Here is a 16546-nt window from a genome sequence, read left to right as displayed (position 1 = left end):
GTGCCCCACCACCACCACCACCATCACCACCACCAGAGCACCGGTCCGCCGGGCCGCCTGAGGGGTCCGGCACCCGGCGGACCGGCCCCACCCCGTACCGCCCCATTGGTACGGGCCCCGTTCGACAGCTGTCGATCGGGGCCCGGGGTGCGGAAACGTGTGCTCAGACCGCCGGCGAGTTGGGACGGTCGACGTCGACGAACTCCACGTCGTCGACGGAGGAGTTGTCCCGGCTGCCGGCGGCCCGCGCGGCGGAACCCACGGCCCAGCCGACCGCCGCGCCGACGAGCGCTGCGCCGATCAGCAGTGTCCAGGGCAGAGCCGGCTGGCGACCGGCGAGTGCGTCGAAGGCCAGCGAGGCGCGGCGTCGCGCCTCTTCGGCGGCGGAGCCCACCAGGTCACCGGCGCCGTCGGCGAGGTCGCTGCTGTTGCGACGGGCCGACCGTGCGGTGTCCCGCACACTGTCTCCGGCGGAGCTGACGGCCGAGAGCAGGTGCTCCCAGGCCTGGTCCGCGATCCGCTCCGGCTTGCTGCGGCGGTCCAGCAGGTTGGTTCCGAACATCGTGGTTACCTCCTCGGGTGCCGAAGCCGCCGGCCACTTCGGACTTCGGCGTCTGTTCAGCGCGTCACGGTTCGCCTACACCGCCAGTGCCCACGGTCGCCCGAGCGCAAACCCGGCACGCCGCAACCTCAGCGCACCGCCACCGCGGCAACGCCCCGCGCGAAGTCGTCGTCATCGTCGTCATCGTCGTCGCCTCCGCCGAAACCGCAGGCCAGTACGAGGGCGAGCAGTACGCCGACGCCGGCCAGCCCCGCAAGTCGCTTGATCATTGAAGGTCCTCTCCGTCACGGTGGGTGTCCCGGCCCGATGCTAGGACGGAACGGCAACCACGGGCGCCGATCGGCGTGCTCGGGTGCGGACGACACGCCGGTGGCACGCGGGACGGGCGTACGTCATGGGGCGGTTGTCCGGCGTGCCGGGCCCGGACGGCTACCCTGGTCCGGCGACGCGTGGGTCACGACTGATCAACGAGGCGCAGATGACGAAAAGTGTTGAGTAATCAGATACTGAAAAGTACGGATATGGGCCGCTTTGTTGGCTCGGATCCGCGAATTACTCATCCCGAGGGGTGGCGACCGAGGCCGTTGGAGGAATACTCTCGGTCGCGGCCCGCGTACTGATGAGGCGCCCGGGGGACGGGCGGGTGGAGGTGCTCGCGTGAGCCTGTCGATCGTGAAGTCGGTTCTGTCCGGTGGTGTCGTGGAGATCGCCCCGCGGGGTGAGATCGACGTCGACACAGCGTACGAGGTGCGCGAAGCGATCGCGGAGGTGCTGGCCAAAGGTCGGCCCCTGCGCATCGAGCTCAACATGAGGCTGGTCACCTTCATCGACTCCGTCGGCATCAGCGCCATGGTCGCCGGCTTCCAGACGGCCGAGGTCAGCGACGTCAAGCTGGTGGTCACCGAGCCGAGCCGGTTCGTGCACCGGCAGCTGTGGGTGACCGGCCTGCTCGGCCTGTTCGGTGCTCCCGAGCCCTACTTCGCCGGTACGGCCACCCCCGAGGTGCTGCCCGGCGCCTGAGCGCGCCCGACACCACGTCAGGTCTGCTCGTCCAGCCCGGTCAGGTCGACGTCGGTCGCTTCGGTGACCGCCCGGATGGCCGTCACCGACGCGTACCCGGCGGCCAGCAACGCCACGTCCGTGCCGGGCTGCGCGGCCTGCCCCGGCTCCTCCAACGAGGTACGCACGAAGCCGTGACCGGATTCGGCCACCGTCATCTGCACCTGGCCGAAGCTGGCCAGCGCGCCGCGACGCACCCCGCGCAACTGCCCGTGCGGCAGGTCCGGCGCGTTCACGTTCAGCACGCTCTCCAACGGCGCGGATCGCAAGCGGGGGAGAAGATCAAGGGCGACCCGGGCGGCGGTGCTCCAGTGCCGCTCGGCGTCCCGCACCCGGGCTGCGGCGTCCACGGCGGCGCCGCCGCTCGCCGCCGTCGCCTCACCCGCGGAGAGCACGTCGAGGGAGACCGCCATCGCGCGGCACCCGTTCGTGGCGGCGGTGAACGCGGCCCCCACCGTCCCGGAGTGCAGCACGGCCCGGCCGGCGTTGGCGCCCCGGTTGATGCCGGAGAGCACCACCGACGGCGGTGGACCGAACGCGCCGTGCAGGGCGATCAGCGTGATGAAGCCTGGGGAGCCGCCGACTCCGTACGCCGGCACCCCCGCCAGGTCCGGTAGCGGGTGGTCGTTCACGACGACCCGCCCGTCCCGCTCCATGGCACTCATCGCGGCGCTCGTGCCGCTCGCCTCCTCCAGCGGCGCGGCGACCACCACGTCCAGGCCCCGCTGCACGGCCGCCCACGCGAGGGCCTGGATGCCGGGCGCGGCTATCCCGTCGTCGTTGGTGATCAACACCCGTACTGTCATCGGTCGACCACCCGGTCGGCCAGTTCGTCGGGGGTGGTCCGCTCCTGCGGCCGGCTGTCCGCCGGCACCAGTCGGACCCGGTCCACCAGGCCGGTGATCGAGTCCAGCCGTCCGGTGCCCAGGCCGTGCCGGGTCACGTTGAGCGCGCCGGCCGCGGCACCGGTCCGGATGGCGGTCCGGATGTCTCCGCCGCCGGCCACGATGGCGGCCACCCCGGCGGTCATCGAGTCGCCCGCGCCGCGCGGGTCGGCCGCCTCCAGGCGGGGCATCTCGACCTCGAACAACTCTCCGTCGATGAGCGCGAGCGCCGGCTGGTCGGCCCGGCTCACCACCACCGTCTCGGCGCCGGCCGCGTGCAGCTCGTACATGGCCCGGGTCAGTTCGACGCTGTCGTCGGTGCGGGCGCGGCCGTCGCGGATCAACTCCTCGTGGCTCACCTTGAGGAAGAAGACGCCGCTCTCCAGCACCGCTCCGAGATGATCGCCGGAGAGGTCGACCACGACCCGACCACCGTTGGCGCCGAGGTCCGCCGCGAAACGCCGGTACAGGTCGGCGGGGACGAGCCACGGCGCGTTCGGGCCGCTGAGAATGCTCACGGCGGCCCTCAGGCCCTCGCCGAGGGCCAGGTTGTACAGCTCGTCGAGCTCGTGTCGGCTCAACGGCTGCCCGGGTACGTCGGCGATCTCCTGCCGGGACCCGCCCCGGCGGTCGTGCACGTAGCCGCCGCTGCCGGAGTCACGGACCACCACCTTGAGGTCGACGCCCTCGCTGACCAGCAGAGGCTCCAACACCTGGCCGATCTCGCCGCCGAGGGCGGCGCAGAGCACCACGTCGACACCGAGCGACATCACCATCCGGGCCTGCCAGACGCCCTGCCCGCCGGGGTGCAGGTGCAACTCGGGGTGATCGTTGGGCTGGTCCAGCGTCACGGTCAGCTGTGGTGTGGGCGCGAAGACCATCACGTGCCCGCTCACCGGATCGTCACCGTTCATGGTCCCGCCCCCAGCACGTTTGGGTAATTCATCACTAATGCGGCAAATGGTAGCTCCCTGTCCTGTCGCCCCGGGTTCGTCCGCCGGGACGTTGCCAGCCAGACATCGGTAGGGGACGATCGTGCGACGATCGACGGCGGGAGACGGTGTGCTCAAGAGCGATACCTTCAGCTACACCGTCCAGGCCCGGTGCTCGCCGGCCCACGCGGCGGAGATGCTCAGCGACCTGACCCGGCAGGGTGAGCTGCACCCCCTGATCGTCCAGGTCCGTCAACTGCCGCCCCGACCCGGTGCGCAGGCCAGTTACACGATCAACGACCGTCTGGCGGTCGGCCCGCTGCGCTTCACGACCACGTACCACGCGGACGTGCTGATCAACGAGGACGACGAGATCGTCATGGTGGCCCGTCAATGGCCGGCCACCACCGTGCGCAACCACACCCGACTGCGCCCCGAGCCGGACGGCCTGGTCCGGATCGACGTCGAGATCACACTGACCGCGCCGGCCCCCCTGTTCCGGTACGCGTTCCGCCAGGCCCGTGCCGCCCACCTCGCCCTGGCCACCCGACTGGGACCGGCCCTGGAACGCGCCGACGACCCCCCACCGGCCGCCTGACCCGCGCGCCCCACTCGCGCCCCGCGCGCCCAAACCTCACGCCCGCGCGCCCCACTCGCGCCCCGCGCGCCCGCGCCTCACGCCCGTGCGCCCCGCGCGCCCGCGCTCCGCGCCCCGCGCTCCGCGCCCCGCGCCCCGCGCCCCGCGCGCCCGCGCCCCGCGCCCCGCGCCCTCGCCCCCAAGATCCGCGCAATATCCCGGATGTTGCTGCCTCCGACGTGCGGGAGACAGCACTATCCCTGATGTTGCGCGGATCTTGAGGGCGAACACCCGGCGCGACCGCCCGCGGGCGGATCGGCGCGCCCGCAGCCCTCAAGGTCACGCTCGATCATGGATGTAGTGGCCTCACGGCGCTCAGGCCACCACTACATCCTGGTTGCAGCGCGATCATGGCGGCGAACACTCGCCGTGGGGCGTTGTCGCGGTTGGGCGCCGCGATCATGGCGGCGAACACCCGCCGTGGGGCGTTGTGGCGGTTGGGGGCTGCGATCATGGCGGCGAACACTCGCCGTGGGGCGTTGTCGCGGTTGGGCACCGCGATCATGGCGGCGTGGCCGCCGTTGGGCGGCGTCGCCCTCTCGCGGCGCCTTTGTCGGGGGCGACGATCATGGCGGCGTGGGCACCGACGTGCGGGCGGTGCTCGCGGTGGTCGTTCGGGCGGCCTGCCGGCGGCCCCACGGCTTGTAGGTGGAGAGCACCGTCGCGATGATCATGAGGGTGGTCGACACCGCGGGCGCGATCACCAGGTCGGCGCGATCGCGTACGGGCAGGGCGGCGCCCAGCGCTCCGGCGTGCCGCAGATTCGGGGTGAGCAGGAACAGCACCAGTCCGACCATCACCGTGGTGATGACGAGTTTGACCAGCACCCACCGGTAGCGCAGGAGGCCCCACGGGGTGAGCAGCGCGCTGACGACACCGATCAACCAGACCAGGACGCTCAGCGGTGCGAACAGGACGGTGCCGACCAGCGCGCCGACCGGGTAGAGGACGGCCGGGTCGGCGCCCCGCTGTACGGCGATGCCGAGGGTGAGCAGCACCAGGTCCGCGCCGAGCCAGCCCAGCGAGGTGACCAGGTGCAGGGTGAGCAGTGCCTTGCGGGCGGTAGGTGGGATCCGAGGCATACCGCGATGCTGCCCGCTGACCGTGGCCGGGTCGTCCGATGACCGGCGACATCGGGTGTACGTCCCGCGACGTAGCCGTGGCCGGTGCTCCTCGACGGGGGCACCGGCCACGAGCGGTCAGTAGACCGACAGGTGTACGTGGTTGGTGTGGTCGCTGGACGGGTCGCCGCCCGCCCCGCTGTACGACTTCCACCCGCTGCTGGGCAGCCAGATCTGCCGGTACCAGATCACGTACAGCACGGCGAGCCGGTCGGCGTTGCGGATGAAGTACGCCGCCAGGTTGTTGCCGTACGTCTTGTCCCCGCCGGTGGCGTCCCCGCCGAAGCCGCCCTTCTGCGCGGCGAAGTCGCAGGCTCGGCCCTTCGGGTGTTCGCCCGAGCCGCCGTTGCGGTGGCAGGAGACGTACCGGGTGAAGCCCGCGGCCTTGGCCTGGTTGAGCGCGTGCAGGGTGCGCGGGGTGATGCAGCCGCTGGCCGGCGTGGGGTCGTCGACGCTGCACGACTCCTTCGGCCAGGAGCCGTCGGAGTTGCGTGGCGCGGCCTTCGCGTTGCTGGTGGAGGTGCCCCGGTTGGAGCCCGTGTCGGCGGTGGTCTGCGGCTTCGGGGTGGTGGCGACGGTCAGGGCCCGCTCGGCCTGCTCCTTGCGCTTGGCCATCACCGCGACCTGCTTGCGCTGTTCGTTGATCTCACCGTCCAGGGCGGCGCGGGTCCGGTTGGCCTGGTCCTTCGTGCTGAGGAGGTCGCGCAGCACCCGGTCCTCGTTGGCGGCCACCGCGTCCAGGGAGGCGGCCCGGTCCATGAAGCCTTCCGGGGTGTTGCTGTTGAGCAGCGCCGAGATGGTGCTGAGTCGGCCGGTGCGGTACGCGACGCCGGCGATCTCGCCGACCTTGCCGCTGCGCTGGTCGAGTTCGACCTCGATGGTCTTCAGTTGGGTGGTGAGCTGCTGCTGCCGCTGCACGGAGGTGTCCAGGGAGCGTTTCGCGTCCAGGTAGCCCTTGCTGGCGGCTTCGAGCTGGGCGCGGAGTGCCGGGGTGCCGCCCTCTTCGTCGGAGTCGGGTGCGGCGGCCCGCTGGCCGGTCGGGGGAGCGGCCGAGGCGGTGCCGGCCGGCAGCGCGACGCCGAGAGCGAGCATCGCGACGATCAGGGCCGCCAGTCGGGCGGCAGGTGGTCGTGCTGGTGCCACTGCGCATTCCTTCCGTCAGCCGCCGACCGGGTTAGCTGACGGGTTCGGGACGGAAGATCCCTACCGCTGACGCGGATGCACCCCAGGAACGTGGTTCCCCGGTTCGCCCGTGTGGGCGATTAGGCGACGACCACCACCGGCGCCGGGAGGCGCCGCCTGGTGGCGGCCGGGACAGAGCCTACCGGTACTGGTGGGGCGGCTGCAGCGAATGTGACGGACGGTGAGTGCGTCAGCACGGGGAAGTCACCTTCACCACTCGATCGAGCCGCACGACCCGGAGGCGGCGCCTGGCTCGATCTGCAACGTGGCGTGCTCGATTCGGAAGTCGTCGTGCAGGGCCGTACGCGCGGCGGTGAGCACCGCGCCGACCTCTGCGCCGGGCTCCATGGTGAGGTGTGCGGAGGCCACGTCCATGCCCGAGGTGAGCGTCCAGACGTGCAGGTCGTGCACCTCGACCACGCCGGGCACCGCGGCCAGCCGGTCGTGCACGGCGGTCACCTGGAGGTGTTCCGGTGCGGCCTGCACCAGGATGCGGATGGCTGCCCGGGCCAGCCGCCAGGTGCGCGGCAGGATGAACACACCGATGGCGACGGCGACCAGCGGGTCGGCCCACCACCAGTCGGTGACGGTGATGAGCAGTGCCGCGCCGATCACGCCGACCGAGCCGAGCAGGTCGCCGAGGACCTCCAGGTAGGCGCCCTGGATGTTGATGCTCTCCCGCGCGCCGGCGCGGAGGAGGGCGAAGGCGACGATGTTGGCGAGCAGGCCGAGGACGGCCACCAGGAGCATCGGACCGGTGATGACCTCGTGCGGGTCGCCGAAGCGGCGGATCGCCTCGATCAGCACGTAGACCGCGACACCGGAGAGCAGGACGGCGTTGGCCAGTGCGGCGAGCACCTCGAGTCGGTAGAGCCCGAAGGTGCGCTGCGGGTCGCCGGCGGCCCGCCGGGTCGCGGTGATCGCGGCGAGCGCCATGCCGATGCCCAGCACGTCGGTGAACATGTGCCCGGCGTCGGAGAGCAGGGCGAGTGACCCGGTGTGCAGGGCGGTGACCGCCTCGACCACCATCAGGGTGGCGAGCAGCCCGAATGCCGCCCAGAGTCGACCCCGGTGCTGGTGTGCGGCATTGGCGACGGATCCGTGGTGGTGGTCATGACCTGCGCCCACGTGAACTACCTTCCGCCGCCGTCCGAGGTCCGGTCCAATGTATGTTCACATCGCAATGTGTGCAAGTGTGCGGGTCGCGCCTCCCCCCGGCGGCCGCTCGCGCAGGTCAACCGGTGGGGTCGATGGTGGTGAGTCGCTGGGTGGCCCGGGACAGCGCCACGTACAGGGTGCGTACCCCCGCACCGGGATCCGCCCGGATCTCGCTCGGGGCGACCAGCACGACTCCGTCGTACTCCATGCCCTTGGCCTCCAGGCTGGTGACCACCTGCAACCTCGGCGCGTCCAGCGCGTCCAGCCAGCCGGCGACCTCGTTGCGACGTGGCACCGGCGTGATCACGCCGACCGTGCCCTCCACCTCGGCCAGCAGGTCGGCGGCGGCCTTCACGGTCGCGGTCTCCAAACCCGTCGCCGGCACCACCAGCTCGACCGGATCGACGCCGGTGGACCGGACGGCGGTCGGCAGCGGCAGGTCCGGGTAGAGCCGACGGATCTCCGCCGCCGCCACCGCGAAGATCTCCGAGGAGTTGCGGTAGTTGGTGGTGAGCGTGAAGTCGTGCCGCTTGCGCCGGCCCAACGCCTGGTCCCGGGCCCGGTCCAACTCGTCGGGGTCGCCGGTCCACGCGGTCTGCGCCGGGTCACCCACCACCGTCCAGGAGGCCAGCCGACCACGACGGCCGATCATCCGCCACTGCATCGGTGAGACGTCCTGCGCCTCGTCGACCACCACGTGCGCGTAGTCCCGGTAGTCCTCCGGGCGCTCCCGGGCCGCCGCGCGGGCGGCCCGCTGCCGGTCGGCGGCGGTGCTCAACTCGCGTACGCCGCCAGCCAGCTGGAACGGGTCGCGACGGGCCCGGGCCGGCTGCACCGGCTTGCCGAGCAGCGCGTCCAACTCGTCCAGCAGCGCGATGTCGGCGATGGTCAGCCCGGTCGAGTCCAGATCCCGGTACGCGGCGGTGAGCAGCCGGATCTCCGCGGTGGAGAGGATCCCCCCGGCGTACCGGCGCAGCCGGTCCGGCTGCGCCAGCCAGCCGAGCACGTGCCGAGGGTGCAGACGAGGCCACCACGCCTTGAGGAACTCCCGGAACTCCGACCGCTCGGCGATCTCCGCCTCGAAGGCCCGCTGTTCCGGCAGTCGGGTGACGCCCACCTCCCGGGCCTGCGCCCAGAGCGCGGCGAACACCCCGTCGAAGCCGGCCCGTCGCACCTCGTTGCGTCGGGCGCCCCGGTGCAGCGCGCGGTCCCGGATCCGGTCCAGCGTCGTCCGGTCCAGCCGCAGCAGAGTGCCCCGGTACAGCAGCCGCAGCTCACCCGGGCCGCCCGGCACCGCGTCGCGGGCCGCCCGTTCCAGCACCCGACGCATCCGCAGCGAACCCTTCACCGCCGCCACCTGGGGCGGGTCGGTGCGGGTGGCGCTCATCCCCGGGAAGAGGGTGCCCAACGAGTGCAGGGTCGCGGTGTCCTCGCCGAGCGACGGCAGCACCGAGCCGATGTACTCCACGAACACCGACGACGGGCCCACCACCAGGATGCCGCCGCCCGCGTACCGGCTGCGGTCGGAGTAGAGCAGGAACGCGGCCCGGTGCAGGGCGACGGCGGTCTTGCCGGTGCCGGGGCCGCCGGCGACGATCGTCACCCCGGAACCGGGCGAACGGATCGCCTCGTCCTGCTCGCGCTGGATGGTCGCCACGATGTCCCGCATGCCCCGGCCGGTGGCCTTGGACAGGGTGGCCAGCAGCGCGCCGTCGCCGACGACCGTCATCCCCTCCGGGGCGGCGGTCGGATCCAGCAGGTCGTCCTCGATGCGGGTGACCCGTTCGGCGCGGGACTGGATCGTGCGGCGACGCACCACGTCCAGCGGCTGCGCCGGGGTGGCCTGGTAGAAGGCGGCGGCCGCAGGCGCCCGCCAGTCCACGACCAGCGTGGTGGCGTCCTCGTCCCGGATGCCGAGCCGCCCGACGTGCAGCACCTGACGGTCGCGCAGGTCCAGTCGGCCGAAGACCAGCCCTTCGTGCTCGGCGTCCAGCGTGTGCCGCCGCTGTGCCGCGTGGAAGACCATCGCGTCACGCTCCACCAGCGCGCCGAACGTGCCCACCCGAGCCATCCGGTAGCCGTCGCGCTCGGCGCGGACCGCCGACCGCCGCAGTTCGGCCAGCCGGGCGTACACCCGGTCGAGGTGGCGTTGCTCGACGGCGATCTCCTGCTCCAGGCCGGTCTGGTCGGTCAACGCACGCTCCTTCGACTGTCGCCGGCCGGCGGCGGAAACCGCGCAGGCCAACCGCAGAAGGGTACGGCCCCGCGCCCGGCCCGCCGCGCCCGAGGTGCGGGAACGTGGTCAGACGCCGGTCCCGGCGGGGGTCGCGTCGAGGCTGCGGGGCGGCGGTTCGGCGAGCACCCGACGCAGGACACCGGTGAGCGCGGCGGTGACCTCGTCCGGCCGTTCCATCATCAGCATGTGCCCGGCACCAGGGCAGATGGTCAGCTCGGTGGCCGGCAGGGCCGCCGCGATGGACTCGGCGCACGGCGGTGGGGTCAGCCGGTCCCGGTCACCGACCAGAGCGGCGGCCGGCAGGTGGGCCAGCGCGGCGAGGGTGTCCAGGCGGTGCTGGGCGCCGATGGAGGCGCGGAACCCGCCGATCGAGCGCAGCGAGGCACGAGCCACCGCCGAGGTCACCAGGCGGAGGTCGGAGGGGTCGCAGCGGTCGCCGAAGAGCATCCAGCGGATGCTCGGTCGCAACGCGTTCAGCAGAGCCCGGGGCGCACGCCACGAACCGCATCGGGCCAACACCCCGGCACCCGTCGTCTCGGCCAGCCGGATCAGCCGGGCGATCCGCGGCGAGAGGCCGTAGACGGTGTGCGTGTGCCCCTCCGCGGTGGTCGAGACGAAGACCAGCCCGGAGGTACGGGCGGCGAAGTGCGCGGGGTGGCGGTGGGCGTACTCCATGATCGTCATGCCGCCCATCGAGTGCCCGACCAGGACGACGGGGCCGGTCGGCGCCACCGTGTCGATCACCGTGGCCAGGTCGTCGCCGAGCTGGGCCAGGGTGGCGGTGGGCAGCGCCATGCAGCTGGAGTGGCCGTGCCCCCGCGCGTCGTAGGTGACCACCCGCACCGCCCCGCCGACCGGCGCCGTGCTGAGCGCGTCCACCTGCCGGTGCCAGGCGCGCCCGTCCAGCGTCCAGCCGTGCAACAGGACGGCTGTCACCTGGGCGTCCGCCGGCCCTGTCACCTCGACGTTGAGCCGTACGCCGTCCGGCATGGTCACCTCGAACCGCTCCGGCATCGCCACCTCCCCAGGGCCGCCCAGCACCACCAGCACCGGGATACCCGGCGGTAACACCGGCTACCCGTCATGAGACCACGCCAATCGCGCCGGGGCGAACATTCCCGACCTCGCCCGTGGTCGTCGGCGGAAGACCAAGCTGAACGGCATGGGGTCCTCGGGAGTGCCCATGGGTGCGACGCCGGGGCAGGGACGGCAGGCCGGCGGTACGCCCCGCGCTGCGCTCGCCGACCTGCTCGCCGGGAACCGGCGGTTCGTCAGCGGCCAGCCGATCCACGGGCACGACGTCACGGCCGCGGCAGCCGCCTCCGGCGACCAGCAGCCGTACGCGGTGGTGCTCGGCTGCATCGACTCACGGGTGCCGCTGGAGGCGATCTTCGACCAGACGTTCGGGGCGATCTGTGTGATCCGTACCGGTGGGCACGTGCTCGACCGGGCGGTGTGCGGCTCCATCGAGTACGTGGTCGGGCAGCTCGGCGTACCGCTGGTGATGGTTCTGGGTCACGAGCGGTGCGGCGCGGTGGGCGCCGCGGTGGACGCGCTGCGCACCGGGGAGCGTCCCGGGGGGTCGCTCGCGTACCTGGTGGACGAGATCGCCCCGGCGGTGACCGAGATCGGGTTCGACGACCCGGCGGTGCACCCGCTGGCGATTCGCCGGCACGTCCGGCGGACGGTGCGCACGCTGCGCGACGACGACCTGCTGGCCGGGCCGGTGGCCGCCGGGCGGGTGGCGGTGACCGGCGGCCTCTACGACCTGGCCACCGGCGAGGTAGCCCTCCTCGACCCCGGCTGACCACCCCCCGCCCCGCCCGCGCCCCCCGCCCCGTCCCCCTCCCGCCCCCGTCGATCATGGAGTTGTGGTGGGTGACAAACCGGCCTGGATGACTCCAAGCCGGGCACCACAACTCCATGATCGACGAAGCCGGTCCTCGCGGACGCGAAACCGCCCGCCGGGAACTCCCGGCGGGCGGTTTCAGATGATGCGGTGGGGGAGGGGCTCAGCCCTCGAAGACACCGGCAGCGACGAGGCGCTTCTCGGTGGCCTCCCAGCCGTCACCCGGGTGGGTGGCAGCCAGGTTGTTGATCTCCGCCCGGATCTTGGCGGCGTGGCCGGCGGCGGCCAGCACGCGGATCTCCTCGACGAAGGCGTCCGAGTCGGTGCGCAGGTGCGCGGTCTTGCCGTTGGTCAGGTTCCGCACGTAGGCGTGCTTGCCGCCGTTGAGCGGGATGAGGTACTTGAACTCGCCCAGCACGCTGAGGGCGCCACCCTGGCCAGCCTGGCCGGCCCGGACTGACGCGCGCGCGGTCTTAGAGGTGTTGCTCGCCACGGAGGTACTCCTTGCAAGACGTACGGGAGGACTTGAACGTCCGGGGGCTGTGTGCGGGCCGATCGTGACTCCGGCTCGCGTAGGTGTAACGCGGCATAAGCCGCCGGTGGAACTGTACAGGACCACGACATCATGCTGGTCGTCGCGGTGTCCTGAGAGGCAACGGCAGCCACCCGTCCGGCTATTCCACCCGGCGTTTTTTCCGATTCCCTGGCGCACCACGCGTCACAGGAGTCATCATGTGTTGCACGAGCCACCTGGGTGGTCGAGGTCGTAGGGGAAGACGCACCTCGCTCTCCGGGAGGTCACCGTGCCAACGCGTGGCGTCGTATACGTCCACTCGACCCCGCTCGCCGTGTGCTCACACGTCGAGTGGGCGATCGCGCGCGTCCTAGCCGCGCCGGTCAACCTGCAGTGGACGGCTCAGCCCGTCGACCCCGGCGCACGCCGGGCAGAGTGCGGGTGGACCGGTCGTCCGGGGACGGGCGCCGAGCTGGCTGCTGCCCTACGGCAGTGGCCCATGATCCGTTTCGAGGTCACCGAGGAGCCGAGTCCCGGCGCCGACGGTGAACGCTTCATGTACGTGCCGGCCCGTGGCCTGTTCCGAGCCACCGTCGGCGTGGCCGGTGACATCCAGCTCGGCGAGGACCGGCTACGGACGCTGATGGCCGCGTCCCGGGCTCCGGAGGCGTTGGCGCACGCGCTGGACAAGGCGCTGGGCACCGCGTGGGACGCTGACCTGGAGCCCTACCGCTACGCCGGAGACGGTGCGCCGGTGACGTTGCTCACCCGGGTCGGCTGACTCGACCGCGTGCGGGTCGGGCAACCTGCACGCACGTGGTCGGCGAGACCTGCGGGCGGAAAGGTCAAGTTGCCCCGATAAGGGGGAACTGATGGGATAGGCCGCGTGTCGAATCGCCCGTGGCGGGCCACCGTCGCAGCCACCGCCCTGACCGCCCTGCTCGTCTCCGGCTGCTCGGGTGCCGCCGAACGCCCGGCCCCGACGCCGAATCCGGCCGACACCTCGGCGGCGCCGAGCACCTCCGCCGCGCCACCGGCCAGCGACCCCGCCGCCCGCGCCGCCGCGCTGGTCGCGACGCTGTCCGACGAAGACCTGGTCGGCCAGGTGCTGATGCCGTACGCCTACGGCGACTCGGCGACGAAGGTCTCGGCCGGCTCGGCCGCCGGCAACCGGGCCCTCGCCGGAGTCGACACCCCGGCCGACATGATCAGCAAGTACCGGCTGGGTGGCCTGATCCTGGTCGGCTTCAGCGCCGACGACCCGACCAAGGGCAACCAGGAGACCACGAACGTCGACAACCCGAAGCAGGTGCACGACCTCACCACCGGGCTGCGCGCCGCCGCCGGTCGGCTCGCCGCCGGCCCCGCGCCCCTGCTGATCGGCACCGACCAGGAGTACGGCGTCGTCACCCGCGTGACCGACGGGGTCACACTGCTGCCCAGCGCGCTCGCGGCCGGCGCGGCCGGCGACCCGAAGCTGACCGAGGCCGCCTGGCGGGCCGCCGGTGCCGAGCTGGCGGCGATGGGAATCAACGTCGACTTCGCCCCGGTGGCCGACGTGCTGGCCACCCGCAGCACCGTGATCGGGTCCCGGTCGTACGGCTCCGACCCCAAGCAGGCCGCGGCGCAGGTGGGCGGTGCCGTCCGTGGCCTGCAGGCGGTCGGGGTGGCGGCCACCCTGAAGCACTTCCCCGGGCACGGTCACAGCGCCGACGACTCGCACCAGGATCTGCCGGTGCTCACCCAGTCCGCCGAGGCGTTGCAGAACGGCGCCTGGCCGCCGTTCACCGCGGGCATGGACGCCGGGGCGATGGCGGTGATGTCCGGCCACCTGGACGCGCAGGCGATCGACCCGGGGACCCCGGCGACGTTCTCGCACAAGCTGCTCACCGACGTCCTGCGCGGTCAGCTCGGCTTCAAGGGCGTGGTGATCACCGACGGCATGAACATGCCACCAGCGAAGCGCTGGGCGCCCGGCGAGGCGGCGGTCCGCGCGTTGAACGCCGGTAACGACCTCATCCTGATGACTCCGAACGTGGGTCAGGCGTACGACGGGCTGCTCGCCGCGCTGCGCGGCGGCTCACTGCCCCGGACCCGGCTGGTCGAAGCGGTCACCCGCGTGCTGACCATGAAGTTCCGTCTCGCGGAGACCCCGGCCGCGCAGATGTCCACGCTCAACTCCCCGGAGCACCGCGCGGCGGCCGACGCGCTGGCCGCCGCCGCCGTCACCGTGCTGAGGGGCACCTGCGGCAAGGCGGTCGCCGGGCCGATCACCGTCACCTCCTCCGGCGGTCGGGACGGCACCCGGGCCGCGCTCACCGCCGCGCTGACGGCCGCCGGAGCGCAGGTGAAGCCCAGCGGCGGGACGATCGTGCACCTGGTCGGCTACGGCGACGGCGCCAAGGACCTGCGGCCCGACGCGGCGGTCACCGTCGCCATGGACACCCCGTACGTGCTGGCCGGCGCGAAGTCGCCGACGCTGCTGGCCACCTACTCGTCCAGCCGGGCCTCGATGACCGCGCTGGCCGCCGTGCTGACCGGCAAGGCCAAGCCGAGCGGCCGGTCCCCGGTGGCCGTGCAGGGCCTGCCCGCCACCACCTGCGGCACCTGAACCGGCGAAAACGGGTCGACCCAGGCCCGGGGTGCCTGACAGTCTCCAGGCATGGGAGCGGCAGAAGGATTTCGGCACGTGCAACGGGCCGACGGCACCGTGGTGATCACCCATCACGGTCGGGTGGCCGGCACGCTGCGTGGCGGCCGGGCGGCGGAGTTCCTCGCCGAGGTCGATGACGACCCACAGTTGGTGATGGCGCGCTGGACCGGCAACTACCGCCACGGCAACGAGCGCACCGCCAAGCAGCATCCCCGCAACCGGGGCTGAACGAGCGGAACGGGCCACCTCCGACCGGAGGTGGCCCGTTCCACGGCAGGCTCAGGGCCGGGCGAAGACCAACGCCACGTTGTGGCCGCCGAAACCGAACGCGTTGTTCAACGCGGCCGGGATCTCCATGTGGCGGGCCTTGTGCGCGGCGACGTCCAGGGTGAGACCGGGCTCCGGGTCGTCGAGGTTGATCGTCGGAGGGACGACACCGTCGCGGATGGCCAGGATGGTGGCGATCGACTCCAACGCCCCGGCCGCACCGAGTAGGTGACCGGTCATCGACTTCGTCGCGGACAGCACCGGGTGGTCACCGAGCGCCTTGTGCAGCCCGCTGATCTCCAGCATGTCCCCGACCGGGGTCGAGGTGGCGTGCGCGTTGACGTGCACGATGTCCTGCTTCGCCACGTCCGCGTCCGCGATCGCCTTGGCGATGGCCCGGATGGCACCCTCGCCCTCGGCGTGCGGCTGCACGATGTCGTACGCGTCGGAGGTGATACCGGCGCCGGCGAGGCGCGCGTACACCCGGGCACCCCGGGCGGCCGCGTGCTCGGCCCGCTCCAGCACCACGATGCCGGCGCCCTCGCCGAGGACGAAGCCGTCGCGGCCCCGGTCCCACGGACGGGAGGCGCGCTCCGGCTCGTCGTTGCGGGTCGACATGGCCCGCATCGAGCTGAAGCCGGCGATCGGCAGCGGGTGGATGACCGCCTCGGTGCCACCGGCCACCACCACGTCGGCCCGGCCGGAGCGGATGATGTCCAGGCCGAGGGCGATCGCCTCCGCGCCGGTGGCGCAGGCGCTGGCCACCGAGTGCACACCGGCCTTCGCGCCCAGCTCCAGACCGACCCAGGCGGCCGGACCGTTCGGCATCAGCATCGGGATGGTGTGCGGGGAGACCCGCCGTGGCCCGGACGCCTCCAGGATGTCGTCCTGGGCGAGCAGGGTGGTGGCGCCACCGATACCGGAGCCGACGCTGACGGCTAGCCGCTCCCCGTCGAGGTCGGAGCCGGCGAGGCCGGCGTCCGCCCAGGCCTGCTGCGCCGCGATGATCGCGATCGCCTCGGAGCGGTCCAGTCGGCGCAGTCGGACCCGGTCCAGCACCTCGGACGGCTCCACGGCCAGCTGGGCGGCGATCCGGACCGGCAGTTGCGCGGCCCACTCCTGGGTGAGGGCACTCACCCCGGAGCGGCCGGCGAGCATGGCGTCCCAGGTCGACGCGACGTCCCCGCCAAGCGGGGTCGTCGCGCCGAGCCCGGTGACGACGACGTCAGGACGACTCATGATCAGGACTGCGCCGCGATGTAGCTGACGGCGTCACCGACGGTCTTGAGGTTCTGCACCTCGTTGTCCGGGATCTTGACGCCGAACTTCTCCTCGGCGGCAACCACGACCTCCACCATGGAGAGCGAGTCGACGTCGAGGTCGTCGGTGAAGGACTTCCCCTCGGCCACGTCGTCCGGGTTCACCCCGGCAACCTCTTCGAGGATCTCGGCGAGGCCGGTGGTGATCTCGTCACGGGTCATTGCTGTTGGTT

At 72.4% G+C, this 16546-nt stretch carries 18 protein-coding genes and 1 riboswitch; of the genes, 6 read left to right on the top strand and 12 right to left on the bottom strand.

Going from position 1 to position 16546, the window contains the following annotated elements:
- Nucleotides 1-163: 163 nt before the first annotated feature.
- Complete coding sequence (locus O7631_RS30600) at nucleotides 164-562, bottom strand: hypothetical protein (RefSeq protein WP_145779528.1); 399 nt, start codon at nucleotides 560-562, stop codon at nucleotides 164-166.
- A 128-nt stretch (nucleotides 563-690) separates the two neighbouring features.
- The gene (locus O7631_RS30595) at nucleotides 691-831 is read right to left on the bottom strand and encodes a hypothetical protein (RefSeq protein WP_278147426.1); all 141 of its coding nucleotides are present in this window, start codon (nucleotides 829-831) and stop codon (nucleotides 691-693) included.
- 388 nt (nucleotides 832-1219) lie between these two features.
- On the opposite strand from O7631_RS30595, the gene O7631_RS30590 reads away from it, so the two are divergent.
- Nucleotides 1220-1582 carry an STAS domain-containing protein gene (locus tag O7631_RS30590; protein WP_278147425.1) on the top strand — a complete coding sequence of 121 codons (363 nt, stop codon included), beginning with the start codon at nucleotides 1220-1222 and terminating at the stop codon, nucleotides 1580-1582.
- A 17-nt stretch (nucleotides 1583-1599) separates the two neighbouring features.
- On the opposite strand, the gene O7631_RS30585 is transcribed toward O7631_RS30590, so the two are convergent.
- Both O7631_RS30585 and O7631_RS30580 read right to left on the bottom strand, forming a co-directional pair.
- Nucleotides 1600-2427, bottom strand: coding sequence for a 5'/3'-nucleotidase SurE (locus tag O7631_RS30585; RefSeq protein ID WP_088988211.1), 828 nt, complete (start codon nucleotides 2425-2427; stop codon nucleotides 1600-1602).
- Entirely contained in the window at nucleotides 2424-3419 is a 996-nt protein-coding gene (locus tag O7631_RS30580) for a PfkB family carbohydrate kinase (RefSeq protein WP_278147424.1), read from the bottom strand. The genes O7631_RS30585 and O7631_RS30580 overlap by 4 nt, the downstream gene beginning before the upstream one ends.
- 148 nt (nucleotides 3420-3567) lie before the next feature.
- Between O7631_RS30580 and O7631_RS30575 the strand changes: the two genes are divergently transcribed.
- Nucleotides 3568-4035: an SRPBCC family protein gene (locus O7631_RS30575; RefSeq protein ID WP_278147423.1), complete on the top strand. Its 468-nt coding sequence runs from the start codon at nucleotides 3568-3570 to the stop codon at nucleotides 4033-4035.
- A 605-nt stretch (nucleotides 4036-4640) separates the two neighbouring features.
- Here the strand turns inward: O7631_RS30575 and O7631_RS30570 are convergent.
- The 5 genes from O7631_RS30570 to O7631_RS30550 form a co-directional block, all read right to left on the bottom strand.
- Nucleotides 4641-5156 (bottom strand): hypothetical protein, encoded by a 516-nt coding sequence (locus O7631_RS30570; RefSeq protein ID WP_278147422.1) that lies wholly within the window; start codon nucleotides 5154-5156, stop codon nucleotides 4641-4643.
- Nucleotides 5157-5273: 117 nt separating this feature from the next.
- A complete protein-coding gene (locus O7631_RS30565) occupies nucleotides 5274-6287 on the bottom strand; it encodes a hypothetical protein (RefSeq protein WP_278148071.1) in 1014 nt (337 codons plus the stop codon).
- A gap of 55 nt (nucleotides 6288-6342) precedes the next feature.
- A riboswitch (cyclic di-AMP (ydaO/yuaA leader) is annotated at nucleotides 6343-6474 on the bottom strand.
- Nucleotides 6475-6587: 113 nt separating this feature from the next.
- Entirely contained in the window at nucleotides 6588-7505 is a 918-nt protein-coding gene (locus O7631_RS30560; protein WP_278147421.1) for a cation diffusion facilitator family transporter, read from the bottom strand.
- A 106-nt stretch (nucleotides 7506-7611) separates the two neighbouring features.
- A complete protein-coding gene (locus tag O7631_RS30555) occupies nucleotides 7612-9729 on the bottom strand; it encodes an AAA family ATPase (protein WP_278147420.1) in 2118 nt (705 codons plus the stop codon).
- 108 nt (nucleotides 9730-9837) lie between these two features.
- Complete coding sequence (locus tag O7631_RS30550; RefSeq protein ID WP_278148070.1) at nucleotides 9838-10785, bottom strand: alpha/beta hydrolase; 948 nt, start codon at nucleotides 10783-10785, stop codon at nucleotides 9838-9840.
- A 169-nt stretch (nucleotides 10786-10954) separates the two neighbouring features.
- On the opposite strand from O7631_RS30550, the gene O7631_RS30545 reads away from it, so the two are divergent.
- Nucleotides 10955-11578, top strand: coding sequence for a carbonic anhydrase (locus O7631_RS30545; protein ID WP_278147419.1), 624 nt, complete (start codon nucleotides 10955-10957; stop codon nucleotides 11576-11578).
- Between the two features lie 205 nt (nucleotides 11579-11783).
- Here O7631_RS30545 and O7631_RS30540 read toward each other — a convergent pair whose 3' ends face one another.
- Nucleotides 11784-12113 (bottom strand): hypothetical protein, encoded by a 330-nt coding sequence (locus O7631_RS30540; protein WP_030330285.1) that lies wholly within the window; start codon nucleotides 12111-12113, stop codon nucleotides 11784-11786.
- A 310-nt stretch (nucleotides 12114-12423) separates the two neighbouring features.
- Here O7631_RS30540 and O7631_RS30535 point away from each other — a divergent pair, with 310 nt between their 5' ends.
- The 3 genes from O7631_RS30535 (at nucleotide 12424) to O7631_RS30525 (ending at nucleotide 15015) form a co-directional block, all read left to right on the top strand.
- Nucleotides 12424-12915, top strand: coding sequence for a DUF3145 domain-containing protein (locus tag O7631_RS30535; protein WP_030330284.1), 492 nt, complete (start codon nucleotides 12424-12426; stop codon nucleotides 12913-12915).
- A gap of 96 nt (nucleotides 12916-13011) precedes the next feature.
- On the top strand, nucleotides 13012-14745 hold the full coding sequence (locus O7631_RS30530) for a glycoside hydrolase family 3 N-terminal domain-containing protein (protein WP_278148069.1): 1734 nt from the start codon (nucleotides 13012-13014) through the stop codon (nucleotides 14743-14745).
- 51 nt (nucleotides 14746-14796) lie between these two features.
- Complete coding sequence (locus tag O7631_RS30525) at nucleotides 14797-15015, top strand: hypothetical protein (protein ID WP_278147418.1); 219 nt, start codon at nucleotides 14797-14799, stop codon at nucleotides 15013-15015.
- A 51-nt stretch (nucleotides 15016-15066) separates the two neighbouring features.
- Here O7631_RS30525 and fabF read toward each other — a convergent pair whose 3' ends face one another.
- Together fabF and O7631_RS30515 are read right to left on the bottom strand one after the other, a co-directional pair.
- On the bottom strand, nucleotides 15067-16293 hold the full coding sequence (fabF, locus tag O7631_RS30520; RefSeq protein ID WP_088988219.1) for a beta-ketoacyl-ACP synthase II: 1227 nt from the start codon (nucleotides 16291-16293) through the stop codon (nucleotides 15067-15069).
- A 2-nt stretch (nucleotides 16294-16295) separates the two neighbouring features.
- Nucleotides 16296-16535 carry an acyl carrier protein gene (locus O7631_RS30515; protein ID WP_030330276.1) on the bottom strand — a complete coding sequence of 80 codons (240 nt, stop codon included), beginning with the start codon at nucleotides 16533-16535 and terminating at the stop codon, nucleotides 16296-16298.
- Nucleotides 16536-16546: the final 11 nt, after the last annotated feature.

It is taken from the genome of Micromonospora sp. WMMD967, assembly GCF_029626165.1.
In the GTDB taxonomy this organism is placed as follows: Bacteria; Actinomycetota; Actinomycetes; order Mycobacteriales; family Micromonosporaceae; genus Micromonospora; species Micromonospora taraxaci.
Note: the sequence above shows the minus strand (reverse complement) of the source record. Positions and strands in the feature narration are given on the sequence as shown.